The following is a 26,188-nucleotide window of genomic DNA, read 5'->3' as shown; positions in this document are numbered from 1 at the left end:
TCTTTTCATATGCTTACTATTGTTGATCACTGTTTTCTTCACTGCTGGTCGTTTTCTGCCCCTAACTCAACCTTCAAAACAAGCAGATGCCATTATCGTACTCAGCGGTGGCCAAGGTCGAGTAGAAAAGGCAGCCGAGTTATATAAAGCTGGTTACGCTCCTTATATAATTCTTTCCAACTCTAAAGAGTCAGCGAGTTCATCAGGTGACATGCTCCAAACCGCCCTTAATCTCGGTATACCACAGGACGCGATCTATACCGAGAACGCGGCCGAAAGCACCTATCAGAATGCTGAGTTCACTCTCCCTATAATGAAGGAACACGATTTTCAATCTGCGATTGTCGTGTCTTCGGAATTTCACATGCGGCGGATAAAGCTTCTTTTTGAACGTGTGTACAAAAAATCAGATATTGAGCTTACGTATGTAGGATCTGCCTCAGGATATAACGCTAAGCGCTGGTGGAGTGACCGAAAGAGTCGGGAAACTACGTTCAACGAGTATGTAAAAATGATCGGCAACACCTTCGGTTACAATGGACCGGAGGCAAAAAGCACTCTTGATCAAATTAAGAACTGGTTCCGTTAGCTTCCTCTAAAGGAATGGAGTCTTTCATTTAGATAATCATCGTAACGTATGGAATACCGTATACTTTATCCGAGGTGATCGTTTTGAGTGAATCGAACTTAGTTTGTAAATCATGTGGTAGCACTACATTCACCAAAGGCGAAGTAAGCAGCGCAGATGCTAACCTTATGCCTATTGGAAAATCCTTTTCTTTTGGCTCACCACTTATCTACACATTTTGTAAAAGGTGCGGAGAAGTAGCTTCGATAAAAGTTGAAAAACCCGAGAAATTTTGAGTTAGTTAATAATTAATCACAAAATAACCCATCCTAACCGTAGCCACACTACGGTTTTTTATTTATAATAATTATTATCTGGATTTCATAAAGCGTTCAAAAAATCTGTAAAAAGTCGTATTTTCGTGTGATATACTTAACACAGTGTTTTGAGATGTTGTGAAAGTGAATATTATGTAAAAATATTCTTTAATATAACTGTACACAGTAATGAATAGAGACTAGGATGGTGAACTATCGATGCACATCGTCGTCGTTGGCCTGAATTATCGTACGGCTCCCGTGGAGGTTAGGGAACAGTTTGCTTTTGCGGAGAGTGATCTTCCGGCAGCGCTTCATCAACTGATGAAGACGAAGGGTGTGCTGGAAGGGGTCGTAGTAGCCACCTGCAACCGTACGGAAATTTATGTGGTCATGGACCGCCTTCATATGGGAGGCTATTTCCTCCGCGGCTTTATGGAGCAGTGGTTTGGAGTGAAAAATGAGCAATTTGCACAGCATATGTATATATATGAAGACGAGCAGGCGATTGCGCATTTGTTCCGCGTGACCTGCGGCCTGGATTCCATGGTGATTGGCGAGACGCAGATCCTGGGACAGGTGCGAAGTTCTTTTCTCACGGCTCAGGCTGAGGGTGTAACTGGAACTTGGTTCAATCGGCTATTTAAACAAGCGGTGACACTCGGCAAAAGAGCACATAGTGAAACGTCAATCGGCGAAAGCGCAGTATCTGTCAGTTATGCGGCAGTGGAGCTGGGCAAGCGGATTTTTGGCATGTTCACTGGTAAAAGAGTGCTGATTCTCGGCGCCGGCAAAATGAGCGAGCTCACTGTAAAGCATCTATATAGTAGTGGTGCGGCTGAGGTAATTGTCGCTAACCGTACGCTGTCGCGTGCGATTGAACTGGCAGAGAAGTTCTCGGGTAAGCCGAGCACGATTGAAGATGCGCTAAAAACTCTTAATGAGGTAGATATCGTGATCAGCTCAACGGGAGCTGACGGCTATGTACTTTCGGCAGATCAGGTAGTGAATGCTATGAAGCGTCGTCCTTCACGGCCGCTTTTTATGATTGATATAGCTGTACCCCGTGATATCGATCCTGCGGCGGCTAATGTGCCAGATGTTTTTTTGTATGATATTGACGATCTGGAGGGCATTGTGGAGAGTAACCTGGAAATGCGCCGGAGTGAAGCAGCGAAGATTGAAGTGATGATCGGTGAGGAAATGGATGAGTTCCAGCTGTGGCTTAAGACGCTTGGCGTGAGACCGGTAATCCGGGCGCTTCAAGATAAGTCGAATGCGATTCATGAGGAAACGATGGAGAGTCTGTTCAATAAGCTGCCTGAGCTGGACGAGCATCAGCGCAAGGTGATCCGTCGTTTGACCAAAAGCATTGTGAACCAAATGATGCATGATCCAATCAATGTTATTAAAGAGATGTCCGGTGGCAAGCAGGGGAATGAAGCTCTTGATTATTTCTCCAAAATCTTTGCGCTACAGGAACAGCTCGAATCTAATTCAGATGGCGGAGATTCCGCCCCGGTTAAGCAGTCTAGTTCCACAGAACGTACTGCCGGTAGCGGCGATTTTTCTGTGCCTAAGACGGTGCTTGCTCCGGCAGGCCTGTTGGGTAGGTGAGTGATATGCAACTGCTGAACGGAATATATGATGCCGCTCTGCTGCTATATGCCCTGAGCCTGCTGTTTGTTTTCTCGGATTGCCTTTATCGCAACCCGAGTGGGAAGCGGTTAGGCACGGGGCTTCTTGTTGTTGTGGGTCTTTTGCAAGCTGCAGGACTGGGGATTCGTTTCTCTCAGGAGAAGGGACTGCCCATTTTCACACCTTATGATTTCTTGTTCTGGTTTGCATTTAGTATTGTGCTGACTTCGCTTGCGGTGGCTTTTACACGTGGAGGCGAGTTTACGATTCTGCTGCTTAGTGTGGCTGGATTCTGTGTTTTTCTCCTAAATCGGGTGTGGCTGACGGCGGGGGGACATACGCTTGAGACTTGGAGCTCGGTGTATGGCTGGTTGACAATGCATGTGATTTTGGCCAATTTGAGTTTTGCTGCACTGACACTTGGGACGGTATTTGCAATATTGTACTTATTCCTGCACACCAGACTCAAAAGCAAGCAATGGAGTGACCGAATTCGTCGTTTACCGAACTTAGAGACTACAGATAAATATTCTTATACCGCTATTCTGGTGGGGACTCCTTTGCTGGCAATCTCTCTGGTGGTGGCTAGCTTATCTATTGTTTCTGAGGGACGGACACTATTATTGAAGGATTTAAAAGTACTAACGACACTTATTGGCCTTGGAATTTACATATTTTATATTATCTTTAAGAAATCCGGGCGGAAAAGTGGAGTAAGTATGGCTCGCTGGGCGATTTTAGGATATGCTTTTATTATCTTGAATTTTTTGTTGAATTCATTATCTGGTTTTCACGGTTGGAGCGGGGAGTGAAGAGTATGACTCGGTATTTGCCCATAATGCTGGATTGTGAAAAGCAACAGGTTGTGGTTATTGGCGGTGGTGCCGTGGCTGAACGGAAGGTGAGTGGGCTGCTGGAAGCTGGAGCGGTGGTTAAGATGATTAGTCCCTCTTTGACAGATACGCTTGCCTCTCTAGTGAAAAAGGGTCTCATGACCTGGCATGACCGCCCTTATGCTCCCGGAGATCTCCGTGGGGCCTTTCTCGTATATGCAGCCACTAACGATAGAACGGTTAATGAAGAGGTTGCGCAGGAGTCTAGGCGACTTGGCATTCATGTGAATGTGGCTAGCCATGCGGAAGCGGGGGATTTTATTACGCCCGGAGTTGTACGTAGGGGCCGTTTGACGGTAGCTGTATCTACTTCGGGTGCTGGTCCGCTTGCGGCTGCGAAGATTAAAAGTGTGCTTGAAGAGGCGCTGGATGCGGCGTATGAGCCATATTTGGATTTTGTACATACCATGCGAACCCGGATTAAGGAACAAGAATCTTCTGCTGAAGTTCGTAGCAGACTTTTGCGGAAGCTTGGGACGCTCGATGTATTGAATGAAATGAGAAACGGTAGCTTTATTGCGTGGAGCCCGGAGGATATGGATGCTTGGATTGCTGATCATCGGGCGGAGTAAAAGTGCGTGTGGACACTGTGAAGATTACAAAACTAGGTTAGATTAATGATATGAGTACGGCTAAAGTGGCTGAAATGGTCGAAAGAGCGGCAAAAATACCTCTTAATTGAGTAATAGTCGCAGATAGAGATAAATGAAGGGTATAAATACCCTTGAATTGCTCTAAAACGCTCATATTAGTCAAAAGAGGGGCAAAAATACCCCTTAATTGAGTAATAGTCGTCAAAAGAGATAAATGAAGGGTATAAATACCCCTGAATTGCACTAAAACGCTCATATCAGCAAAATGAGGGGCAGAAATACCCCTAAATTGAGCTATAACCGACGAAGGAGCTAAATAAAGGGCAAAAATGCCCTTTAAATAGTGCGTAGTAGCTTTTGGTTAGTTTGGATTACTATATACGGTCTACGGTGAAGAGTAAGAGGCAGACGTAATCAGGAGGAATGGACAATGCGTAAGATTATTGTGGGGAGTAGACAGAGTGCGCTTGCGTTGACGCAGACAGGGCATGTGATTGCGGATCTGGAGCGACTGAGCGAGGAGCATGGTTTTGGATTCACTTTTGAAGTGAAAAAGATTGTTACCAAAGGGGACCGCATCCTAGATGTCACCTTGTCCAAGGTAGGGGGCAAAGGGTTGTTCGTGAAGGAAATCGAGCAGGCCATGCTGGAAAAGGAAATCGACATGGCGGTGCACAGCATGAAGGACATGCCCTCCGAGCTGCCGGAGGGGCTGATCAACGGTGCTGTGCCGAAGCGCGTCGATCCGCGCGATGCACTGATCTCTAACGGAGGCGTCTCGCTGGACGAGTTGCCTCAGGGCGCACGCGTAGGCACAAGCAGCCTACGCCGTTCCAGCCAGCTAGCTGCGCTGCGGCCTGATCTGGTCATTGAGCCTGTGCGCGGCAACATTGACTCGCGGTTGGGCAAGCTGGAGAGCGGCGAATACGACGCGATCCTGCTTGCAGCCGCGGGGCTGTCGCGCATGGGCTGGCAGGATCGCGTGAGCGCCTACCTGCCGCCGGAAGTTTGCCTGCCCGCTGTAGGGCAGGGCGCACTCGGCATCGAGTGCCGCGCAGATGACGCCGACCTGCGGAAGCTGCTGGCGTTATACAACGACGCCAATACAGCGTTGACGGTGGCGGCGGAGCGCACTTTCCTTGGCGCGCTGAACGGCGGCTGCCAAGTGCCAATTGGCGCTTATGCGGTGCTTGACGCAGCCGCGGAAGCCACTACTGCGGAGCACAAAATAATCTCCTTAACCGGGATGGTGGGAACACCTGACGGTTCAACGATTTTGAAAGAAACTTGCACTGGAGTGGATCCGGTACAGCTCGGCGAAGAAGTCGCTAAGAAGCTGATCGCAAGAGGAGCGGAGAAGATACTGTCAGACGTTAGGGGATGAGGGGATTGACGGGGAAGGTTTATTTGGTAGGTGCAGGTCCCGGGGACGCAAAGCTGATTACTGTAAAAGGCCTCGAGTGTATTCGAAAAAGCGACGTGCTGGTGTACGATCGGCTGGCAAGTCCTAGATTGCTGAAATGCATGAAGCCCGGCGGCGAGAAGATTTATGTTGGCAAGCTGCCGGATCGCCACACGATGAAGCAGGAAGAGATTAATCAATTGTTAGTTGATCTGGCTTTACAGGGGAAAACAGTGGTGCGGCTGAAGGGTGGGGACCCTACGATTTTTGGCCGCGTAGGTGAAGAAGCGGAGCTGCTGCGCAAAAATGGGATCTATTACGAAATCGTACCGGGTATCACGTCGGCGATCAGCGTACCTGCTTATGCGGGTATACCTGTCACGCACCGCGATCATGCTTCTTCCCTGTCGATTATCACCGGACATGAGAGTCCAGATAAACTGGATCATTCCATTCATTGGGATAAAGTAACGAATGCCACGGGGACGTTAGTGTTCCTGATGGGCGTAGCTAAAATAGGATATATCAGCGCCCAGCTGATCAAGCATGGGCGTCCGCCAGAAACACCAGTGGCGCTGGTGCGCTGGGGTACCCGCGCAGATCAGGAGACGCTGACGGGAACCCTCGCCGATATTGAGGCGAAGGTGAAGGCGGCGGATTTTCAGCCGCCGGCCGTCATCGTTGTTGGCGACGTGGTGCTGCAGCGTGAGCAGCTGAAGTGGGCCGAGGCGATGCCGTTGTTCGGCAAACGCATCGTGGTGACACGGGCTCGCAGCCAAGCGAGCGAGCTGGTGGATATGATTGAGGAACTCGGCGGGGAACCCTACGAGTTCCCGGTGATCGAGACGATCATGCCGGAAGGCGCAGAGAAGAAGGAGAAGATTGCAGCGGCGTTTGGCGCGCTGGAATCGTACGACTGGGTATTCTTCACCAGCCCGAACGGCGTGGAGTTTTTTTGGCGCCACTTAGCGGAGCAGGGGGCGGACATTCGGGGGCTTCACCGCGCAAGGATTGCAGCGGTGGGGCCGGGTACAGCAGCCGCGCTGGCGCAGCGCGGGGTGATTGCTGAGGAGCTTCCGGCGAAGTTTCAGGCGGAAGGCCTGATTGAGAAGTTCGGTCCCCAGCTGCTGCCGGGGCAGAACGTGCTGTTGCCGCGCGGCGATCTGGGGCGCGACTGGCTGCCGGACAAGCTGAGACAGCTTGGCCTTCAAGTCACAGACGTCGATACCTATGAGACGGTTGTGACGGGTGAGGATGACGACGAGCTGCTGAAGCTGCTGGAGGAGGGGCGCGTTCACGCGGTGACTTTTACTAGTTCTTCGACGGTGCGCAATTTCATCCACATTCTGAAAAGAATGGGGATCGAAGATCCACTCCCATTGCTAGCTAACGTGAAAATAGCCTGCATCGGGCCATTAACCGAGCAGACTGCCGTGGAAGCGGGGCTTACCCCGGGACTGCTACCTGAAGAAGCAACTATTAATAGTCTGGTGCAGGAACTCTGTCGCTGGAATGCGGAGACTAGGCTCAAGTAGTTTCATAGAGATAGGTGAGCAATAGCCATATTAATATAAGTAACCTTAGACTGGTTGTAGTTTGTACAATAGAATCTCTTAAATTTAGAATCAATTTTAATTCTAAGTTTTTTCTATTGCACATTCTGCAATGAAATCAGATTGTTAACTAACTGGCAGTTAGACGGGCAAACTATAAATGTCCGTTGTGTCTATATATTTTATTTTCAGGAGGATGAACAAATGAGCTTTCCAATTACACGTCACCGTCGTCTACGCGGTTCTGCTGGAATTCGCGGTATGGTGCGGGAGACAGTACTGAATGTACTGGATTTTGTACAGCCTATATTTGTGACTTATGGAACAGGTGTGAAGAATGAGATTAGCTCGATGCCGGGCGTGTACCATTTTTCGCTGGATACTTTAAAAGCTGAAGTGGACGAGATTGCCGCACTAGGCATTCCGGCTGTACTGTTATTCGGGATTCCTGAAACGAAGGATGCAATCGGTTCTTCCGGTTTCGCAGAGGATGGAATTGTGCAAGAGGCTACTCGCTTGATCAAGCAGTGGTACCCTGAGCTGTTGGTCGTTGCAGATACCTGCCTTTGTGAATTTACGGATCACGGACATTGCGGGATGGTGCATACGCATACGGTAAATGGTGTGGTACACGGTGATGTCATCAACGATGCTTCGCTAGAGCTGTTGACCCGTACGGCGGTATCCCAAGCTAAAGCTGGAGCAGATATAATTGCCCCTTCGAATATGATGGATGGATTCGTACATGCGATTCGTGCGGGACTAGATGAGAATGGCTTTGAACATGTGCCGATTATGTCGTATTCGGTCAAATATGCTTCGGCATTTTATGGCCCTTTCCGCGAAGCTGCGGATTCAGCGCCACAGTTCGGAAATCGCAAAACCTATCAAATGGACCCTGCCAATCTGCGCGAAGCGCTTCGTGAAGCAGAATCCGATGTGCTGGAAGGTGCAGATATGTTAATGGTGAAGCCGGCTCTGGCTTACTTGGATGTGATTCGTACGATCCGCGACCAGTTTGATTTGCCTCTTGTGGCTTACAATGTGAGTGGCGAATATTCCATGGTAAAAGCAGCAGCGCTGCAAGGCTGGATTGACGAGCAAGCCGTTGTGCTGGAAATGCTGACTGGCATGAAACGCGCCGGCGCGGACATTATTATTACTTATTTTGCAAAAGATGCTGCGCGCTGGCTGCGTGGTTAATCTATACCTGTGTGACCAAGAACAGAATAGGAGTGAAGATAGATGAGCAATGAGCCAATGGCGCGTAAAGAGGAAGCGTCCCGCAAGGCTTTTGATGAAGCAAAACAATATATTCCCGGTGGGGTGAATAGCCCTGTACGGGCGTTCAAATCCGTAGGTCTGACTCCGATTTATGTGGATCATGGGATCGGATCGCGTATTTATGATATCGACGGCAACAGCTTTATCGACTATGTATGTTCATGGGGACCGCTGATTATGGGTCATGCGCATCCTGAGGTTGTAAAGGCATTGCAGGAGACGGCGGTAAAAGGGACAAGCTTTGGTGCACCAACTTTACTTGAAACTGAAATGGCAAAAACGGTTGTCGAACGTGTAGCCTCTGTAGATATCGTACGTATGGTTAACTCCGGAACGGAAGCGACGATGAGTGCGATTCGTTTGGCACGTGGTTATACAGGACGCAGTAAAATTTTGAAATTCGAAGGCTCCTACCATGGTCACGCGGATAGTCTGCTTATTAAAGCGGGTTCCGGTGTAGCCACATTAGGTTTGCCAGACAGCCCAGGTGTTCCCGAAGGTGTGGCAGTAAATACGATTACAGTTCCATACAATGATTTAGAGTCCACTCAGATTGCTTTCGAACGTTTTGGCAGTGAGATTGCCGCAGTGATCGTAGAGCCGATTGCCGGCAACATGGGTGTTGTACCACCACTTCCGGGATTTCTAGAAGGACTTCGTAAGTTAACTTCAGACAATGGATCTTTGCTTATCTTTGATGAGGTAATGACAGGCTTCCGTGTCAATCGTGGCTGTGCTCAAGGCTTGTTCAACATTACTCCGGATATTACCTGCTTCGGCAAAGTTATCGGTGGAGGACTTCCAGTCGGCGCTTATGGCGGCAAAAGAGAGATTATGGAGCAAATCGCTCCTACGGGACCGATCTATCAGGCTGGCACACTTAGCGGTAATCCATTAGCGATGGCGGCAGGACTCACTACACTGAAGCTGCTGACACCGGAAGTATATGATCGTCTGGAGCAATTAGGGGCGCGTCTGGAAGCAGGCTTGAAAAAGAATGCAATCGAGACCGGTGTTCCGCTGACAATTAACCGTGTGGGCTCGATGGTCTGTCCGTTCTTCACGGAAGGACCAGTAACTAATTTTGAAACGGCCAAGACTAGCAACACGGATCTATTCTGTCGTTATTTTGGTCATATGCTGAGCCAAGGCATTAGCGTGCCACCTTCACAGTTTGAAGGCATGTTCGTGTCGGCTGCGCATAGTGAGCAGGATATTGATGATACCATTGAGGGCCACTATAATGCCCTGAAGGCCCTTTGAGTATTGGAGCCGGAGAACGAACCGGTGGTGGAGCTTGGACTAGACGTGGGGAGTGGCTGGAAGTAACACCCGGCAAAATCATTACAGGAGCCGAGGATTCTGAAGCTGCAATTGATAAGTGGCTGCTGGAAACTGTAGGTATGCCTGAGAAGCTTCATCTGCGTCTGCGCCGCGAGGGGGGCATTCAGTGGAAGGGAGATCGACTGCGACTGGCACTTTTTCCGGATCGTGAAGCCGGCATTGAACCGGTATGGGAAGAGCTTGAAGTGTTGTATGAGGATGATTTTTGCTTGGTTGCCCACAAGCCGGCAGGCATGGCGGTTCATCCGGATGGCAGTGGCTTAGGTGTAACGCTGGATCACCTTGTAGCTGCGCATTATGTCGCTACCGGTGTTAGTGCAGCTGTAAGGCATATTCACCGACTGGACAAGGATACAACAGGTCCGGTGATGTACGCGAAGAATGAATTCGCTCAGCTTGTCCTAGACGAGAATATGCGTGAAAAAAGCATCTCGCGGCTCTACGCCGCGATCGTCGAAGGCACAGTGCCGCCTACGCTTAAAGTGATCGACGCGCCGATTGGGCGCGATCGTCATCATGCGGCGCGGAGAAGAGTCTCACCCGGCGGACAGTCCGCCGTGACTCGAATCATCGGACGCGAAGCACTGCATGGCGGGAGCCTGGTGCATGTGCAGCTGGAGACCGGACGGACGCATCAGATTCGCGTCCATCTCAGCCATATGGGTCATCCCTTGTATGGGGATGCGCTATATGGCGGCCCGGTCTGGGCTTCCAGCGCTGCCGACCGACATGCGCTCCATGGCGAGATGCTGTCTTTCCGCCACCCTTGGAGCGGTGAACAACTGGAAGTAAGCGATCCGTGGCCGGAGGATATGCTTCAGCTGCGGGAGCTGCTGTCTGAAGCGCCTTGACGGCTACGTTATAAACCTGAGAATCGTGGTATCAGCAAATGCTGGTATTACGGTTCTTTTTTTATCTATTTTTTCGTAGGGTATATAATTTTCTGTTTTTTCAGAAAGAAGCATCTATCTATGTCCTAATAGCAAAAGCAGCATATAATACTTTGTTCATGCGGAGTAGTTCATCTATTGGCCGGCAGATAGGTTCGAATAGTCCCTGAATTTATGAAATTAATAGCATCCTGTCCGGTTAGTGCTACCAAAGTTGTCATGCCTTTCTGTTTGAAGCATATACATGTGGGGAGTAACATTTTGGGCTTATGCTCTGGGCCTGTCTCAGGGTTAGATTATGCCAAGAAGGAGGACATATCCCGTGTTTGATCAGTCCCACGGCTTGCGGTTTGATATTTATGAACGCATTCACCTATCGGAAGAGCTTCCGGGAATAGCTGAGCTGGAGGAGGTTGAACTACTTCCGGAAATCCAGGTGATTCAGCGGGAGGATCGTGCCGAGTTATATGGTCAGCTGTTGCTTACCGGACTCTACCGGAGTGAAGATGACCGAACACAACGTCTGGAGCATGCCATTCCCGTTGAAATCACAGTGCCGCTTACACGCGTCAGCTCGATTGAAGATATCGGGGTGGAGATCGAGAATTTTGATATTGATCTGCTCACGATGCGCACAGTGAATATAACAGGCGTATTATCACTGCGGGGAATCGGTGGTGCGGAGCCTCAACCGCAACCGGCCTGGCAGCAGGAAGAGTACACAGTTGCCTATTCCCCTCTCAGTGATGACAGGGTAATCGAAGCATCTGTAGAGAACCAAGAACACGAAACTGATGCACTTTATGAAAATTCACAGTGGACCTTTGGTGAGGATGCATCGGAGGTTGCCGTGGAAGAACATGAGCATGCTGAAGCGAATGCAGGTGCATCAGAGCCCTCATTGGTCTCGAGTGGAGCTGGTCATTCGTCCCCTATAGTGAATTTCTCATCCGCTCATGAGAAGGACAAGGGCGCGAAAGCTCGGACGCATAGTCTGGATTCGCAAACAGAGGATTCCAAAGCAGGAATAGCGGATTACTGGTTTAAAGCTGAGTCACAGAATGACGCTGAGGCCACCCAGCTGGATCAAGTTAGCCAGGCGAGTCAAGCGGATCAAGAGCAAGAAGCTGAATACACTTTTGCTTCAAGAGAAACCGCTGTTCCAGCAGCTAATGCTGATGCAGACCAAGATATCGCAGTATTTGCTTCAGAAAACGTGGCAAACCATGAGCTTCACGCACAAGAAGAGAATGCGCAGCCGATCAGTGATAATACGAACGAAGGCTTAGTTTCTCAGGAGACTGTGCCACATACCGAGGAGAAACAAGATCTTAAGATTGCGCTAGGAAGCAAGAAAGAAGCAGAGGCTCCAGCCAAAGAACATCTCACCTTCTCTTCATTACTCAGCTCTAGTCGTTCTCGTAAAGAACAAGAGGCTCTCCTATCTGAAGGAAATGCATCGGCTGCAGCGATCATTCCAGAGGCCGGAAATAATACGGAGTGGAAGAGCAGATTCATTGCTGGAGCAGATGGCGCTAACCTATTCCGTAAGGTTCGCCTTTGCATCGTGCAGCGTGAAGAAACGCTGGATACAATCGCAGAGAAGTATCAGCTAAGTGCGCGGGAGCTGGGAATGTATAATCGATTGTCTGGGCAGAGTGTAGAAGAAGGGCAAGTGTTGTACATTCCGTAATTGAATTACAATGCGTACTCATATGAATAGGTGAATCCCGATCTGATAGTAGATCGGGATTTTTGTCAAATATAAGAATATATAAGTTTCACGTTATACATTATCCTTATAATTCTCGAATAAACGCTTACCGTCCGTAAAAGGATGTCGAAGGCGTTTATTCTTGTGTGACCGGAGAACGTTAGAATCTGGGGTATCTAACCAACGCAGAGTGATGAATCGAATGAAAATTCGACATATGCACGCTTTAAGTCGAAATTCCGCTTAAAGTCCCGCTGTAGAAGCCTATTCAGGTTGACTAGGGATGACTCAAAATGTATTATGGAGTAAGCAATATCTAAGTAAAGACTGGGAACGGGAAGAGTAGGCGGTCAGCCCTTCAGAGAGCGGAATGCAAGTGCTGTGACATTCCGTAGGATACAGCCACCGAAGTCGCCCCGGAGTCGCCCTTCTGAGCTTGTCTTCATGGATATGAAAGATAAGTTAGGATGTGGCCGGTAGCAGCCGTTATCTGTACGAGTGTCGCGCTAAGCTTCTGAACCGTAAGGTGAAAGAAGTGCAGGTTTATTTTTCATTGGCGCGAAACAAAGGTGGTACCGCGAAAGAATGGCCTTTCGTCCTTTGAGACGAGGGGTCTTTTTGTTTTTTAGAAACCAACTACAAGTAACCAAGTGGAGGTATCAGAGAATGGCTGACCAAAACAATCTAACAGCGGCAGAGTTGCCGAACTTGCAAGATACAGCGGCAGATGCTGCCGCTGCAAATGATTCTAAGAATGAAATGCCAACCACGTATGATCCAAAATCGGCAGAAACCAAGTGGTATTCCTACTGGACAGAGGGTGGATATTTCCGTGCAGGCGGGCGTCCAGATGCAAAAGCATACAGCATTGTAATCCCGCCGCCAAACGTAACGGGAATGCTGCACATTGGTCATGCGCTTGATTTTACGCTTCAGGATATCCTGATTCGTACAAAACGGATGCAGGGCTTCGACACGTTGTGGCTACCAGGTACGGACCATGCCGGTATCGCAACGCAGACAAAGGTAGAGCAAAAGCTGCGTGAGCAGGGAATTTCTAGACATGATCTCGGACGCGAGAATTTCCTGGAGCAGGTGTGGGAGTGGAAAGATAAATATGCGAACACCATTCATGAGCAGTGGGCTAAGATGGGGCTTTCCCTTGACTATTCCCGCGAACGTTTTACCCTGGATGAAGGGTTGTCGAAAGCTGTACGCGAGGTATTCGTTAAGCTCTATAATAAAGGCTTGATCTACCGCGGCAAACGCATTATCAACTGGGACCCTGCGGCTCGTACAGCATTGTCGGATATCGAGGTTGAATATAAAGAAGTTAATGGTCACTTGTATCATCTGCGTTACCCGCTCAAAGACGGTAGCGGATTTATTACCGTAGCGACCACACGTCCGGAGACCATGCTGGGTGATACAGCGGTTGCTGTTCATCCGGAAGACGATCGTTATAAAGATCTGATCGGCAAAACGTTGATCCTGCCGATTATCGGCCGTGAGATTCCGATTATCGCTGATGATTATGTAGACAAAGAGTTTGGTAGTGGTGCAGTTAAGATTACACCAGCTCATGACCCGAATGACTTCGAGATGGGTCAACGTCACAACTTACCGCAGATTAACGTAATGGATGAGAGCGGTACGATGAATGAAGAAGCAGGACCTTACCAAGGTCAAGACCGGAGTGTATGTCGTAAGGCTATCACTGCTGACCTGAAGGAGCAAGGTGTGCTGATCAATATCGAAGATCATGTGCATCAAGTAGGACACAGTGAACGCTCTGGAGCGGTTGTTGAGCCGTACTTGTCCACACAATGGTTTGTAAAGATGCAGCCACTCGCTGAAGCTGCCATCAATGCACAGAAGGATGGGAACGGGGTTAACTTTGTACCGGACCGTTTCGAGAGAACTTACCTGAACTGGATCGAGAACGTACGTGATTGGTGTATTTCCCGTCAGCTGTGGTGGGGACATCGTATTCCAGCATGGTATTCCGAGTCTACTGGTGAATTGGTTGTGGCAAATGACGAGGAAGAAGCGCGCCGGATCAGTGGTCTAACCGACTTGAAACAGGACGAAGATGTACTGGATACCTGGTTTAGCTCTAATCTGTGGCCTTTTGCCACACTAGGATGGCCAGATGAGAACAGTGCAGATTTCAAACGCTACTATCCGAACGATGTGCTTGTAACAGGCTACGATATTATTTATTTCTGGGTAGCGCGGATGATCTTCTCAGCTCTTGAATTTACCGGAGAAAAACCTTTCTCAGATGTATTGATGCATGGTTTGGTACGGGATTCCGAAGGTCAAAAAATGTCCAAATCACTCGGGAATGGCGTAGACCCCCTTGAAGTAATCGAGAAGTATGGCGCAGATGCAATGCGTTACATGATTTCTACCGGAAGTACAGCTGGACAAGATCTACGCTTCCGTTGGGAAAAGGTTGAGCAGGCGCGTAATTTCGCCAATAAGATTTGGAATGCATCACGCTTCGCGTTGATGAATTTGGAAGGCGTAAGCTTTGAAAATATTGACATTTCGGGTGAGCTAAGTACTGCTGATCGCTGGATTTTGCACCGTCTGAACGAAACTTCTCGTGAGATTACGCGTCTAATTGACTCGTACGAGTTCGGTGAGACCGGTCGCCAGCTGTACAACTTCATTTGGGACGATCTATGTGACTGGTATATTGAGTTCGCGAAGCTGTCACTTTACGGATCAGACGCCGCGGCCAAAGCGAAGACACAGTCTGTACTTGCCTATGTACTAGACCGCACAATGCGCTTGATTCATCCGTTTATGCCGTTTATTTCGGAAGAAATCTGGCAGCACCTTCCGCATGAAGGGGAGACGATTACGCTGGCTGCATGGCCGGAGTATGATGCTGCTCTGGAGAATCCGCAAGCCGTAGCGGAAATGAACCTGCTGATGGATGTAATCCGGGCCGTTCGTAATATCCGGGCTGAAGTGAATGTACCGATGAGCAAAAAGGTTGAATTGATCATCAAAGCGGGTAATGAAGAGACGCTGAGTATTATCACCCGTAACGACAACTACATTGGACGCTTCTGTAATACGTCTTCCTTCGAAGCTGGCCTGAATCCAGAAACGCCGGATAAGGTAATGTCCGCTGTAGTAACAGGAGCAGAACTGCTTCTGCCATTGTCGGGACTCATTGATATTGAACAAGAAATCGCTCGTCTGGAAAAAGAAGTGCAGACGCTGAACAGCGAAGTAGAACGCGTAGAGAAAAAGCTGAGCAATCAAGGCTTCGTGGCCAAAGCTCCTGCTAAAGTTATCGAAGAGGAACGGGCGAAGCAGGCAGATTATTCTGCTAAACGTGAGAAAGTACTTGCCCGCATCGCAGAGCTGAGAGGATAAGAGACATGGATGACCTAAATCGGGGCGGAAGTACCGCCCCTCTTGCGACATACACCGAAGCGGTTGATTGGATCAAGAGCCTAATCCCTTTTGGGATACGGCCAGGTTTAGATAGAATCGAGATGTTGATGGACAAGCTGGGAAATCCGCACCGTCGGCTGAAGTTTATTCATGTGGCGGGTACGAACGGCAAAGGTTCAACTTGTGCTTTTTTGACTAGTGCACTTATACAAAGCGGCTATTCAGTAGGCACCTTTACATCTCCGTATATTACAAAGTTCACGAACAGGTTCCAATATAATAATACGGACATCTCTGAAGAAACGCTTGTCGAGCTGGTTAACCAATTACGTCCACTAGTCCAAGAAATTTCGGAAACGGAGTTTGGCTCACCTACGATGTTCGAGGTAACTACAGCTGTAGCCATTCTATTTTTTGCGGGCGTCTCTTGTCCTGATGTTGTCGTATGGGAGACCGGGCTTGGGGGAAGGCTGGATGTAACGAACATCGTGACTCCGATTGTTTCTGTGATTACTAATGTTGGTCATGATCACATGGATATTTTGGGAGATACGCTAGAGAAGATTGCAATGGAGAAAGCCGGAATTATTAAGACGGGCGTACCTGTTGTTAGCTGCGTAACTCAACCGGAAGTCGTAGCGGTTCTGAAAGAGAAAGCAGCGGCTTGCCGCTCTACTCTTTATCTTGCCGGAGAAGATTTTAGCTATGAGGCTAATGAAATCCGTGAGGATGTGCAGACTTTTCATTTTAAGGGTCCCTTTCGTTCGCTTGAACTTGGGATCGTAATGAAAGGCGAGCACCAGATTAGCAATGCGGCAGCTGCCATGATGGTACTTGAGGTTCTGCGTCAGTATATGGCCTTTATGCTTGAGGATGAAGATGTGCTTGAAGGTTTGCGCCACGCATTCTGGGCTGGAAGGCTGGAAGAGGTAAGCAAGTCTCCAAGGATTGTACTAGACGGAGCACATAATCCGGAAGGTGCGGAGAGTCTTGCAAAAAGTCTGCCTCAGCTCTATCAATACGGTAAATTAAATTTACTTATGGGAATGCTGTCAAATAAGCATCATGAATCCTACTTTAAGCATATACTGCCTATAGTGGATACGCTCATCCTGACCGAACCGGATTTCCAGAACAAAATGGACGCGGAGAATCTGCAAGTTATCGCAGAAAGTCTGCGGGAGAAATATGCCAAGGAAAACTTGGCAATCATAGTAGAACATAATTGGGGAAAAGCGCTGCAGCTACTGAAGTCGATTACAGCGGAGGATGACCTTGCCGTCGTATCTGGTACGCTGTATTTAATCTCTGACGTACGCGGTACACTTTTGCAGCAACCCGATACTGAAAAAGGCTGGTGACGACTGTTGGATACTACTGAACGTGTGCATTTTATAGGGATCGGCGGCTACGGAATGAGCGCGATTGCCCGGGTAATGCTAGAAATGGGATATACAGTTACGGGCTCCGATGTGGCTGCCCAAGAATTAACGGATAAATTGATTGCTAAAGGTGCCAAGATTTATATCGGGCATACAGCAGAACAAGTAAAAGGTGCGGATCTAGTCGTATACTCTACGGCTTTGTCTAGTGATAATGTGGAATGGGTGGAAGCTGAGCGTCTTAAGATTCCAATTCTGCATCGTTCGCAAATGTTAGCCCGTTTATTGAATGAACGTAAAGGGGTAGCCGTTGCTGGAGCACACGGGAAAACTACCACCTCCTCCATGATTGCACTTGTGATGGAAGAGTGCGACGTTGATCCAACGTATATTATCGGTGGAGAGATTATGAATGTAGGTACGAATGCAAAGGCGGGACAAGGTGAGTTTGTAGTAGCGGAAGCGGATGAGAGTGATGGCTCTTTCCTGCACTATCACCCTTGGCTTGGGATCGTTACGAATGTTGAAGCGGATCACTTGGAAAATTACGACGGAGACTTTAACCGTCTTAAAGCTGCATACGTGCAGTTCATGAACCAAACGCGCGAAGATGGAACTGCTATAGTATGCGCTGATGACGAGAATGTGATCTCTCTTTTACCTGAAGTAACAGGTAAGGTGATTACTTATGGCATCAAGTCGAACACTGCAGATTATATTGCCACTGATATCGTTCTAGGCGATCGTCAGGTATCGTACACGATGAATCATAATGGAGAAGTGCTTGGACGGATTGAACTCTCTGTTCCCGGACAGTACAATCTTTATAATTCAATGGCAGCGGTAATCGCTTGTTTGAAATCAGGGATTTCTTTCGAGAAAATCGCTGAAGCGATTGTGAAATTCCATGGTGCGAAGCGCCGTTTTCAAGTGCTCGGAGAAGTCAATGACATTCTGGTCATTGATGATTATGCGCATCATCCTACAGAGATTCAGGCAACGATCAGTGCTGCCAAGGCAACAGGAAAACGGATTATTGCGGTATTCCAGCCTCAGCGCTATACGCGTACTTTCTTCCTGTTAGATGCTTTCAGCCGTGCCTTTAGCGAAGCCGACGAAGTCATCATCACCGATATTTACTCTCCGGCTGGAGAGAAACAGATCGAAGGTGTTACTTCTGCGAAGCTGGTTGAGCTAATCGTTAAGAACAGTAATGCGGGCGCGAGACATCTGCCAACCAAAGAAGATGTGCTAGCTGATCTGACACCTCGTATTGCTCCAGGTGATCTGGTGATTACGATGGGCGCAGGCGATATCTGGAAGGTCGGATACGCACTGGCAGACGGGTTGAAGAAGAAGCATTAAGTTTACAAATTGAGGCTAATTCGAGGATATTTATATTCTCTATTCAATAGCACTTCCCAAAAATTTCGTTCAGATAATCCTTGTGTTTATCTGAAGGGAGTTTAGAGGGAAGTGTTTTTTTGGTATTGTTAACGTATTTACTGATATAGTTATAAAGTGCTATAGTGCTGTCAGAAGAGGATCGATTTTTCAACGTATATTTGGGATCCCCACAAAGTACCCGAGTACGCATCGAAGCAAAGCCGCACTTTGTGGGGATATTTTCGCATAGGTGGTGACGTATGAGCTCCCTGCTTGAAATTAGAACACTGATTTATTTGTTTATTTTCGGAAATTTATTTATATTGCTGCTTATAACCAATTATCGAAGTACCGCTGTTAAAGATACAGCCTCCACCTTGTTCATCCGATCAAAGGAAGTGCAGCTACTCTTTTGGTGTTCGATTTTATTATGGGATTATCTCCCTCATGCGTTGTCCATTCCGCTTAGCAATGCTCTAATCCTTGGAGGGTGCTGTCTAGAAATTACAGCGTTACTGCTGATGATGGGAGTACTGGGGCCAAAAATAAAGCGATATTACATCATCCTTTCGGTATTGAGCATAATTAGTTTTAGTATCATCGCATTATTTTTTAATCATTCCAACTTGCGCATCGCTTGTACTTCACTTTGGTCTATACTATTTATAGTTTATCCAGCTTATCATCTAACTGTGAATAAAAAGGCTACCCCTCTTCAAAAAATATTAGGCGTATTATTTTATGTATTTGCAGCGATTATGCTGATGCGGGCGCTTGTTGCATTGATTTGGGAGCCCGAGATGAATGTGTTCTCAACAAATCTCACGCAATATTTGTATTATTTGGGGATGTATTTATTATTTATCGTAGGGGCTGCCGGTTATATTCTTCTCTCAAATGAGCATTCCTTCGTCAAACTAAAAAGAATAGCCAGTTATGATGATTTGACGGGGATCCTAAACCGTGGAGCATTTCTTCAGGAAGCGGAGATAAAGCTTGAAAAGGCATTTCGAGCGCAGGAGTACTTCTCATTTTTGCTATTGGATTTGGATTATTTTAAACAGGTCAACGATACTTATGGTCATGATACCGGTGACATTGTGCTGGAAGAGTTCGCATCGACGATTAAAAATAATCTCGGAAATGGCGATTTGTTTGGCAGACTAGGGGGCGAGGAATTCGCAGTCATACTCTGTGGGGTAGATGAGCAGAGCTGCGACCAGAAAGCTGAAGCGCTTCGTGAGGCGATAATGAATACTTCCACTAATAAGGTTCAACAGGGGTACACAGTTAGTATAGGTGTAATTACGATCATGCCAGATCAGGAGATTTCGATAAATAATTTGTACAAGCTAAGCGACAAGGCATTATATCAGGCCAAACAAGAGGGAAGAAATAGAGTCATCAGATACCGATATGTATACTGAGAGTCAGGAATACTAGGGGAGGTGAACTTCACTTATATGCATCTGGATCTCCAGACACTGCTGGTGTGTCTCTTTTTGTGGCAATCGTTCACGGTGCTGCTTATCGTGGTGTATCGTTTGCGTTATCCGCAGGAACAGACTTCTTCATTGTTTATCACAGCAAAATATTTGCAACTAGCAGCCTTGATCCTCTTATTACTGAAGGATTTTATAGATACACCACTTAGTCTACCGATCATAGCACTTCTTGCTTTGGCTGGAGGCACGCTCGAAAGCTTGGCGCTTCTAATGCTTCTCAGAGTATTCGGGAGCAAAGTGGAGAGATATTATTCTATATTATTCGGAGTATCCATTCTAGTTGTGGTGCTTATGTATTTGTTGATGCCAAAGGATCCTCTCGTTATTCCAGTCGCTTGTCTGGCTGGAGTTCTGATTATAGCCTATCCTGCTTATATACTATGTCTGAAGGTCATGGAGACTTCGCTACAAATAATAATGGGACTGCTATATTGTCTTGTCATCTTGTCGTTGGCCGGGAGAGCCTTAGAACCGCTGTATTCCGTATTAGGAATCAATATACAAGTTGCACAATTTCTTTATTTGTTTTTTTATCTCGGGATTTATTTGTATATGTTTCTAGGAACCGCGGGAATTATGCTGCTTTATAGAGAAGATTCCTTTGCAGAAATGGAGCGGGTAGCAACTTATGATGAGTTGACCGGTATTTTGAATCGCAGGTCGTTCGTTCTGCGTGCTCGGCCTTTAATAGCTGCTTCAGCGATGAAGAAACTGCCCTATTCTTTTTTACTGCTGGATGTCGATCACTTTAAGAGCATAAATGATAATTACGGCCATAATACAGGTGACCAAGTACTAACTGATTTGGCGTCTAAAATAGAGCAGCAGCTTGGCCATGGTGATCTGATCGGAAGATTTGGGGGAGAAGAGTTCGCAGTGCTCCTGCACAGAGCCGATGAGAAGAGTAGTGATGTTATTGCTGAAGGAATGCGCACAGCTGTTATAGGTTCAATGATTCATGGCGTACCGCTGCACTACACGATAAGTATTGGAGTCATTACGATAGAATCGGGTGAACGTTTTTCTCTAAATAATCTCTACAAACTTTGTGATAATGCATTGTATCAAGCTAAGAAAAAGGGTCGGAACTGCGTTGTTAGAAGCTATGAATTATAAAAGTGTCTTCCTTTCGTCATTAGATGAGGAAGACACTTTTTTGTTTGCATAGGGAATAGTTCAGAATACCTAACGAGTATAAAATTTTGGAATAGAAAATTCATGTTCATGTATTACTGGAAAAGTAGTTTTTTTGCTTGAATCTTCAAAAAAATAGCGATATATATAGGTTTATCGCAATGATTTTCGAATAAAGCATGAAAATATATAAAAATTTTAAAGGTTTCCCTATAAATCGACAAAAATTTTATGTGAAATGAGTTACTATTGAACTGCATCTAAAGTTGCAGTGATAAGTAGAGAGAATTTATATAAAAATTCAAGGAGCCAGAGTCATGCGAGAAAGAATGCTGTTCCTTTCAGCACAGAATCAAAGCGCAGAGGATCTAGAAGGAGAAATGAGAACAGGGAGTATTCTCGAGATTTTGCTAGGGAAATTTGATATTGATTTGCTGACGTATGCCAGTACGCACAAGGATATGTCTACAAATGATGGAACTGCACTAACGGTTCATTACATTAACGGGTGCATTACCTCGTGGAGATCTATGCTGCGTCCCTTACATATATTACGGAATTTCACTAATCGGAGTCATGCGGAGAAAGACATGAAGAGTACCATCATGGAGCTTTGTAGATCGAATAATTACAGACATGTATTTATATCGCATAGCTTGCTGGGAAATTGCATTGATATGGTTCGTAATCTGCTTCCTGAGGCCAGTGTTATTACAGATACGTATCGTTTTGAGAGCGGGCTTGCCGTTGGAAAAGAAATTGGGAAGCCGAGCAGCAGTAATCCTTATTATAAACTAAATGAGGCTTTGGTTCGGCGGAATAAGCGGAGACTAATGAATAAAACGGGTGTACTCTTGGCAACCTCGGAATGGGATGCCCTTTCATTCAAATCTCTATCCTTTGCGGATGCCCGTAAAGTTCATGTTGTTCCTCATTTCATAAAAATGAATGAATACGACGCTTTTACTGATCCTGTTGCAAAAGAAAATTCAATGGTTCTGCACTGGAATATGAACACCAGACAGGGGATTAAGGCTGCTCAAAACTTCTTTAAGAAAAGCTACCCTTTGATTAAAGAACAAGTGCCTGATATCAAGTGTTACATCACCAGTCATGAGGTTCATACGGATGTATTGTCGCTTGTAAAGGATGATGTATCAGTTATTATCACCGGACCTTTGAAACCATCTGCTGATTATATACGTCGTGCTAAAGCGGTACTTGTGCCTATCCTTGAAGGTTGTGAAGTCTCCAGAAACATTCTGGAATCATGGGCACTCAAAACGCCGGTGGTTACAAGTTCTATAGTATGCGAGCGATTGAACTGTGAGCATAACCGTAATATTTTGCTTGCTAATACCTCAGTTGATGTTGTTGCTAGTGTAATAACGTTGTTAAAGAATCCTGAGATGGCAACGATTATTGCTGATCGGGCGCATCGCACATTGTTGAAGGATTACGAAGTGAATTATGTGAAGAACAAGATTCTTAGTCTTGTGTAAATGGTACGCCCGAGAAGGCTCTGCCTACAGTATTTAAAAAAAACCGCGAGGGACGTTTTAAGGTCCTACGCGGTTTTTTCATTTTTGTATGATTTTACAGCAGGTTGCGGCGTAATTCTTCTGGAGATTTCGGAGACAACATTCCAAGTGGAATATCGAATACTGTACGCGCTCCACTCTGTCCTTCTTGACTCATACGCTGAGCGGCTCTGGCATAGGCCACGAGAACACTAGCTGTAAATTCTGGATTGCTCTCCAGCTTCAGGCCGAATTCAACAATCTGCTTCGTACCTTCCCCTGTTACACCACTGCGAATAACAAACCCGCCGTGCGGAATTCCGCTATGCTGAGCTGCCAATTCTTCTTCAGTGATGAAAGTAACTGTAGTATCATAATCTGCAAAATAGTTCGGCATATTCACGATTTCTGCACGAATGCGTTCTTGATCTGCCCCTGCCTCAGCCACTACAAAACACTCTCTAAGGTGTTTTTGGCGAGTGGTAAGCTCTGGTGTTTCACCAGCGCGAATGGCCTCAATAACCTCTTGTACTGGAACGGTATATTGTACACCAGCTTTAACTCCATCTACTCTGCGGATCGCATCGGAGTGGCCTTGGCTAACGCCTTTGCCCCAGAAGGTGTATTCTTTACCTTGTGGAAGAATAGCTTCAGCGAGCAGACGATTCATTGAGAATAAGCCTGGATCCCAACCAGTAGAAATTACGCTGAGTGTTCCACCTTGTTTAGCTGCGGCGTCAACAGTCTCGTAGAACTCGGGGATTTTGGCATGAGTATCAAAGCTGTCCACGGTATTAAACATCCGGGCAATGGCTGGTGTTTGTTCTGGCAGATCGGTAGCCGATCCTCCGCATAGAATCATAACATCCACTTTACCCTTATATTGTTCGACGGCAGAGATGTGTTCGAACTTCACACCGGCTTCTCCGGCTTCCAGTTGTCCAGGTTCTCTGCGCGTAAAGATCGCAACTAGCTCGATATCTTCACTTTGGTTGATAGCCTTACGTACACCTTTTCCTAAATTTCCGTAGCCTACAATAGCTGCTTGAATTTTTTGTTTCAGAAGAAGCCCTCCTAATCAGTAGTGAACTAAAGCATCATTTCTAGCTTACCTAGTATAGTGTACACTTTTAGCTCTTTTTATATAGTATATAAAAGGTACATGTAATGTAAACTGAATCTGCATAATCTTTCATAATTCCTATGGCTTAAAAATAGCATATCTCTCTATTGTCTATCATATATTTACTTATAGATTAGATGAGGTGAGGTGTAACTGTTGAATAACGGAAGAATGACATTCCGATTTGACGTGAACAAGGACGAGCCTAAACCAAAGCCTAAAGTGGTGGAGCGCTGGTCAAATGGCGGATTGGGCACAGCTGAAGAGTACGCTGAGGGACTGCGTCAAGAGGTAGGTCCAGCACAGCAAACATGGCTTTATGAGCCTGATTTTCGTTCCACGCATGAGGCACCACCGGAAGATTCCTATGACTATTACTCGGGTACTGTAGATCCACGCCAGGAAGAATGGGACGAACAGGATAAGGATTTTAGATATACACAGCAATCGTATCTTCTGTCAGATATGGTTTCGGATAGCAGGGATAAATTAGAGAATGTATCCTCTGGCAGTTACGGAGGCTCTTATCATACTCGACGTCCTTCGTATTGGTGGAAATTAGCTCTTTCTGTTACGGGAGCCATCGGCACAGGGGTACTGCTTGGTTATGCTGCACTTTCTTTCTTTTACGGAGGGAATATGGACAGCAGCTCTGGAAATGGGACAGCAGACATGGCGGCTACTTCAGTGCAGTCCAGTGGAGCTAAAGATCCGGCAGGTGTAGGTACATCAGGATTACCAGTGACGGGTACTGAAAATGCAGGGAAGAACACCATCCCAGTTCAAGTAGCTGCGCAAAGCTATTATCTGCTGCAGTACGGAGTATTCAGTACACCTGCAGGCGCTGAAGAGGCTCGCCAGGAGCTGTTAACTGCAGGTTTGGCCGCGGGTATGGATCCTGCCGACGGCAATCGTGTGTATGCTGGAATATCATCCGACCGTGAACAGGCCAAGCTACTTAGCAGCGGACTAAAGAATCAGGGGATTGAACTGTATGTGAGAGAGGTGGCGCTTCCCGGGGCAGAACAGCTTGTCTATACCGGTAATGCAGAGGAAGTGAAGAACTATTTCTCCGTGAGTGGGCAGCTGCTCAGTGAACTAAGTAGTCAATCTGCTTCTCTACTTAGCGCTGGCCAAACAAGTACGACAGCAAATACCTCCGCTGTGAGTGATCTCCACCTGCAATGGAATGAAGCAGTAAAAGTGCTGGAACAAGGCGTATCTCCTGAAGCCAAAAGCATTTGCGCAGCGTTAGAGAAATCAATGAGCCAAGGGATATCAGCCTGGAGTGAATATAACAAGAACAAGGCTCAGGGCCTACTTTGGGAAGTGCAAGAATCGATGCTGAGCTTTTTGACTAGCCAGAAACAGCTGCTAACTGCAATGAATTAACTGATAGATTGTTGACATTAAAGACAGCAAGCCTCCAGATGTGGGGGCTTGCTGTTTTGGCGCGAAAGAGGAAATTATCCCTATATAACTTAAACTATAATTGATACGGAGGATGGTATCGCTCCGCAACTTTTAGTGCAAATGGTGGTAAACATTACCGTAAGGGATTTTACGTTTGTATTGATCACAATTTCACCGTATAATAATTAGGGTGTCAAAAAATGGCGAGGGAAGACTGAGATGAAGAAGAAAAATGTAGGAACACTGCTGTTATTTCTAATTCTAGGCTGGCTGGCTGGAGCCTGGATCGCCAAGCTACTGCAGCCGGTAAAGGCTCTTTCTTTTCTAACAACATCGACTGTGCTTAAGTGGTCTCCGCGAGCCGATTTGGACATCATAACCTATGACATCACTATTCATTTGAAATTGTGCATGCTAAGTCTCGTCGGTATTATTACAGCTGTATGGCTGTACCGAAGACTGTAACTCTCGTTACTGATCAAGAAGGGACGTTTACAACGTGGACAACTCACAACACATTATTTTAGCCTCAGGTTCACCGCGTCGACGAGAGCTTTTGTCTTTACTGGGCTTGCCTTTTGAGGTCATTACCAGCGAAGCGGACGAAAGCACATCACCGGACTTTACGCCGGAGCAAATCGTGCGCAGTTTGGCTCTGCGAAAAGCAGAGGCTGTAGTGGCTGCAGCAGGAGAGCGTAACGCAGTAATTATTGGTAGTGATACGATTGTTGTACTAGATAACACTGTGCTAGGCAAACCGGTGGACGAGCTGGACAGTAAATCGATGCTTACCAGACTTCAGGGCCGGAATCATAAGGTATACACGGGTGTAGCCTGTATTGGACTTCCGCATGGAAAGACTATAGTGGAGCACCGTGTTACTTCCGTAACGATGAGAGCAATGACGGAGAATGAAATTATTGCTTATATAGCTACGGGAGAGCCCGCTGATAAGGCTGGCTCTTATGCGATACAAGGGCTTGGCTCCACCTTGGTGGAACGAATTGAAGGCTGTTATTTCAATGTTGTCGGATTGCCGCTGTCGCTTCTTGGCGAAATGCTGTCCGAGTTCGGTATAACTGTATTGAACCGGTAGGAAGCTTGGGAAAGAG

At 46.9% G+C, this 26,188-nt stretch carries 21 protein-coding genes and 1 other annotated feature; of the genes, 20 read left to right on the top strand and 1 reads right to left on the bottom strand.

The features are described from left to right. Nucleotides 1-19 precede the first annotated feature (19 nt). The 17 genes from MKY19_RS24255 to MKY19_RS24175 all read left to right on the top strand — a co-directional run bounded on the left by MKY19_RS24255 (nt 20) and on the right by MKY19_RS24175 (nt 22,522). The gene (locus MKY19_RS24255; RefSeq protein ID WP_339798225.1) at nt 20-589 is read left to right on the top strand and encodes a YdcF family protein; all 570 of its coding nucleotides are present in this window, start codon (nt 20-22) and stop codon (nt 587-589) included. Nucleotides 590-672: 83 nt separating this feature from the next. Then, the gene (locus MKY19_RS24250; protein WP_339798222.1) at nt 673-864 is read left to right on the top strand and encodes a hypothetical protein; all 192 of its coding nucleotides are present in this window, start codon (nt 673-675) and stop codon (nt 862-864) included. A 240-nt stretch (nt 865-1,104) separates the two neighbouring features. Continuing rightward, nucleotides 1,105-2,502, top strand: coding sequence for a glutamyl-tRNA reductase (gene hemA / locus MKY19_RS24245; protein WP_339798220.1), 1,398 nt, complete (start codon nt 1,105-1,107; stop codon nt 2,500-2,502). 5 nt (nt 2,503-2,507) lie between these two features. Then, nucleotides 2,508-3,335 carry a cytochrome c biogenesis protein CcsA gene (gene ccsA / locus MKY19_RS24240; protein ID WP_076300727.1) on the top strand — a complete coding sequence of 276 codons (828 nt, stop codon included), beginning with the start codon at nt 2,508-2,510 and terminating at the stop codon, nt 3,333-3,335. A gap of 5 nt (nt 3,336-3,340) precedes the next feature. Beyond that, nucleotides 3,341-3,988: an NAD(P)-dependent oxidoreductase gene (locus MKY19_RS24235; RefSeq protein WP_339798217.1), complete on the top strand. Its 648-nt coding sequence runs from the start codon at nt 3,341-3,343 to the stop codon at nt 3,986-3,988. Between the two features lie 451 nt (nt 3,989-4,439). Continuing rightward, on the top strand, nt 4,440-5,393 hold the full coding sequence (gene hemC / locus MKY19_RS24230) for a hydroxymethylbilane synthase (protein ID WP_339798214.1): 954 nt from the start codon (nt 4,440-4,442) through the stop codon (nt 5,391-5,393). Nucleotides 5,394-5,398: 5 nt separating this feature from the next. Next, complete coding sequence (gene cobA, locus MKY19_RS24225) at nt 5,399-6,946, top strand: uroporphyrinogen-III C-methyltransferase (protein WP_339798212.1); 1,548 nt, start codon at nt 5,399-5,401, stop codon at nt 6,944-6,946. Nucleotides 6,947-7,168: 222 nt separating this feature from the next. Next, nucleotides 7,169-8,167: a porphobilinogen synthase gene (gene hemB / locus MKY19_RS24220; RefSeq protein WP_042191201.1), complete on the top strand. Its 999-nt coding sequence runs from the start codon at nt 7,169-7,171 to the stop codon at nt 8,165-8,167. Between the two features lie 42 nt (nt 8,168-8,209). Continuing rightward, a complete protein-coding gene (gene hemL, locus MKY19_RS24215; protein ID WP_339798210.1) occupies nt 8,210-9,511 on the top strand; it encodes a glutamate-1-semialdehyde 2,1-aminomutase in 1,302 nt (433 codons plus the stop codon). Beyond that, nucleotides 9,508-10,443 carry an RluA family pseudouridine synthase gene (locus tag MKY19_RS24210; RefSeq protein ID WP_339798207.1) on the top strand — a complete coding sequence of 312 codons (936 nt, stop codon included), beginning with the start codon at nt 9,508-9,510 and terminating at the stop codon, nt 10,441-10,443. Before hemL ends, MKY19_RS24210 begins: the two co-directional genes overlap by 4 nt. 361 nt (nt 10,444-10,804) lie before the next feature. Then, on the top strand, nt 10,805-12,175 hold the full coding sequence (locus MKY19_RS24205; RefSeq protein ID WP_339798204.1) for a LysM peptidoglycan-binding domain-containing protein: 1,371 nt from the start codon (nt 10,805-10,807) through the stop codon (nt 12,173-12,175). Nucleotides 12,176-12,516: 341 nt separating this feature from the next. After that, nucleotides 12,517-12,800 (top strand) — a binding site (T-box leader). A gap of 155 nt (nt 12,801-12,955) precedes the next feature. Further along, the gene (locus MKY19_RS24200) at nt 12,956-15,592 is read left to right on the top strand and encodes a valine--tRNA ligase (RefSeq protein ID WP_339804487.1); all 2,637 of its coding nucleotides are present in this window, start codon (nt 12,956-12,958) and stop codon (nt 15,590-15,592) included. 5 nt (nt 15,593-15,597) lie between these two features. Beyond that, a complete protein-coding gene (locus MKY19_RS24195) occupies nt 15,598-16,974 on the top strand; it encodes a folylpolyglutamate synthase/dihydrofolate synthase family protein (protein ID WP_042191194.1) in 1,377 nt (458 codons plus the stop codon). A gap of 6 nt (nt 16,975-16,980) precedes the next feature. Then, nucleotides 16,981-18,360 (top strand): UDP-N-acetylmuramate--L-alanine ligase, encoded by a 1,380-nt coding sequence (gene murC / locus MKY19_RS24190; protein ID WP_042191191.1) that lies wholly within the window; start codon nt 16,981-16,983, stop codon nt 18,358-18,360. Nucleotides 18,361-18,641: 281 nt separating this feature from the next. Beyond that, nucleotides 18,642-19,808: a GGDEF domain-containing protein gene (locus MKY19_RS24185; RefSeq protein WP_339266731.1), complete on the top strand. Its 1,167-nt coding sequence runs from the start codon at nt 18,642-18,644 to the stop codon at nt 19,806-19,808. A 36-nt stretch (nt 19,809-19,844) separates the two neighbouring features. Continuing rightward, complete coding sequence (locus tag MKY19_RS24180) at nt 19,845-21,002, top strand: GGDEF domain-containing protein (RefSeq protein WP_339798198.1); 1,158 nt, start codon at nt 19,845-19,847, stop codon at nt 21,000-21,002. 335 nt (nt 21,003-21,337) lie between these two features. After that, nucleotides 21,338-22,522: a glycosyltransferase gene (locus MKY19_RS24175; protein ID WP_339798195.1), complete on the top strand. Its 1,185-nt coding sequence runs from the start codon at nt 21,338-21,340 to the stop codon at nt 22,520-22,522. Between the two features lie 94 nt (nt 22,523-22,616). On the opposite strand, the gene MKY19_RS24170 is transcribed toward MKY19_RS24175, so the two are convergent. Continuing rightward, entirely contained in the window at nt 22,617-23,603 is a 987-nt protein-coding gene (locus MKY19_RS24170) for a diaminopimelate dehydrogenase (RefSeq protein WP_076286493.1), read from the bottom strand. Nucleotides 23,604-23,819: 216 nt separating this feature from the next. Between MKY19_RS24170 and MKY19_RS24165 the strand changes: the two genes are divergently transcribed. The 3 genes from MKY19_RS24165 to MKY19_RS24155 all read left to right on the top strand — a co-directional run bounded on the left by MKY19_RS24165 (nt 23,820) and on the right by MKY19_RS24155 (nt 26,172). Further along, nucleotides 23,820-25,055: an SPOR domain-containing protein gene (locus MKY19_RS24165; RefSeq protein WP_149645994.1), complete on the top strand. Its 1,236-nt coding sequence runs from the start codon at nt 23,820-23,822 to the stop codon at nt 25,053-25,055. Nucleotides 25,056-25,295: 240 nt separating this feature from the next. Then, nucleotides 25,296-25,541, top strand: a complete 246-nt coding sequence (locus MKY19_RS24160) for a DUF4321 domain-containing protein (protein ID WP_042191180.1) — start codon at nt 25,296-25,298, stop codon at nt 25,539-25,541. A gap of 34 nt (nt 25,542-25,575) precedes the next feature. Continuing rightward, a complete protein-coding gene (locus MKY19_RS24155; RefSeq protein ID WP_339798192.1) occupies nt 25,576-26,172 on the top strand; it encodes a Maf family protein in 597 nt (198 codons plus the stop codon). The last annotated feature ends 16 nt before the right edge of the window (nt 26,173-26,188 follow it).

It is taken from the genome of Paenibacillus sp. FSL R5-0744 (assembly GCF_037972555.1).
Taxonomy (GTDB): Bacteria; Bacillota; Bacilli; order Paenibacillales; family Paenibacillaceae; genus Paenibacillus_AQ.
This window is presented reverse-complemented; position numbering and strand designations above follow the sequence as displayed.

What these genes read in the sequence shown, in the direction of transcription:
- hemA (WP_339798220.1), top strand. Translation starts at nt 1,105, where the DNA reads ATGCACATCGTCGTCGTTGGCCTGAATTATCGTACGGCTCCCGTGGAG.
- ccsA (WP_076300727.1), top strand. Translation starts at nt 2,508, where the DNA reads ATGCAACTGCTGAACGGAATATATGATGCCGCTCTGCTGCTATATGCC.
- MKY19_RS24235 (WP_339798217.1), top strand. Translation starts at nt 3,341, where the DNA reads ATGACTCGGTATTTGCCCATAATGCTGGATTGTGAAAAGCAACAGGTT.
- hemC (WP_339798214.1), top strand. Translation starts at nt 4,440, where the DNA reads ATGCGTAAGATTATTGTGGGGAGTAGACAGAGTGCGCTTGCGTTGACG.
- hemB (WP_042191201.1), top strand. Translation starts at nt 7,169, where the DNA reads ATGAGCTTTCCAATTACACGTCACCGTCGTCTACGCGGTTCTGCTGGA.
- hemL (WP_339798210.1), top strand. Translation starts at nt 8,210, where the DNA reads ATGAGCAATGAGCCAATGGCGCGTAAAGAGGAAGCGTCCCGCAAGGCT.
- MKY19_RS24200 (WP_339804487.1), top strand. Translation starts at nt 12,956, where the DNA reads ATGCCAACCACGTATGATCCAAAATCGGCAGAAACCAAGTGGTATTCC.
- MKY19_RS24195 (WP_042191194.1), top strand. Translation starts at nt 15,598, where the DNA reads ATGGATGACCTAAATCGGGGCGGAAGTACCGCCCCTCTTGCGACATAC.
- MKY19_RS24185 (WP_339266731.1), top strand. Translation starts at nt 18,642, where the DNA reads ATGAGCTCCCTGCTTGAAATTAGAACACTGATTTATTTGTTTATTTTC.
- MKY19_RS24180 (WP_339798198.1), top strand. Translation starts at nt 19,845, where the DNA reads ATGCATCTGGATCTCCAGACACTGCTGGTGTGTCTCTTTTTGTGGCAA.
- MKY19_RS24175 (WP_339798195.1), top strand. Translation starts at nt 21,338, where the DNA reads ATGCGAGAAAGAATGCTGTTCCTTTCAGCACAGAATCAAAGCGCAGAG.
- MKY19_RS24160 (WP_042191180.1), top strand. Translation starts at nt 25,296, where the DNA reads ATGAAGAAGAAAAATGTAGGAACACTGCTGTTATTTCTAATTCTAGGC.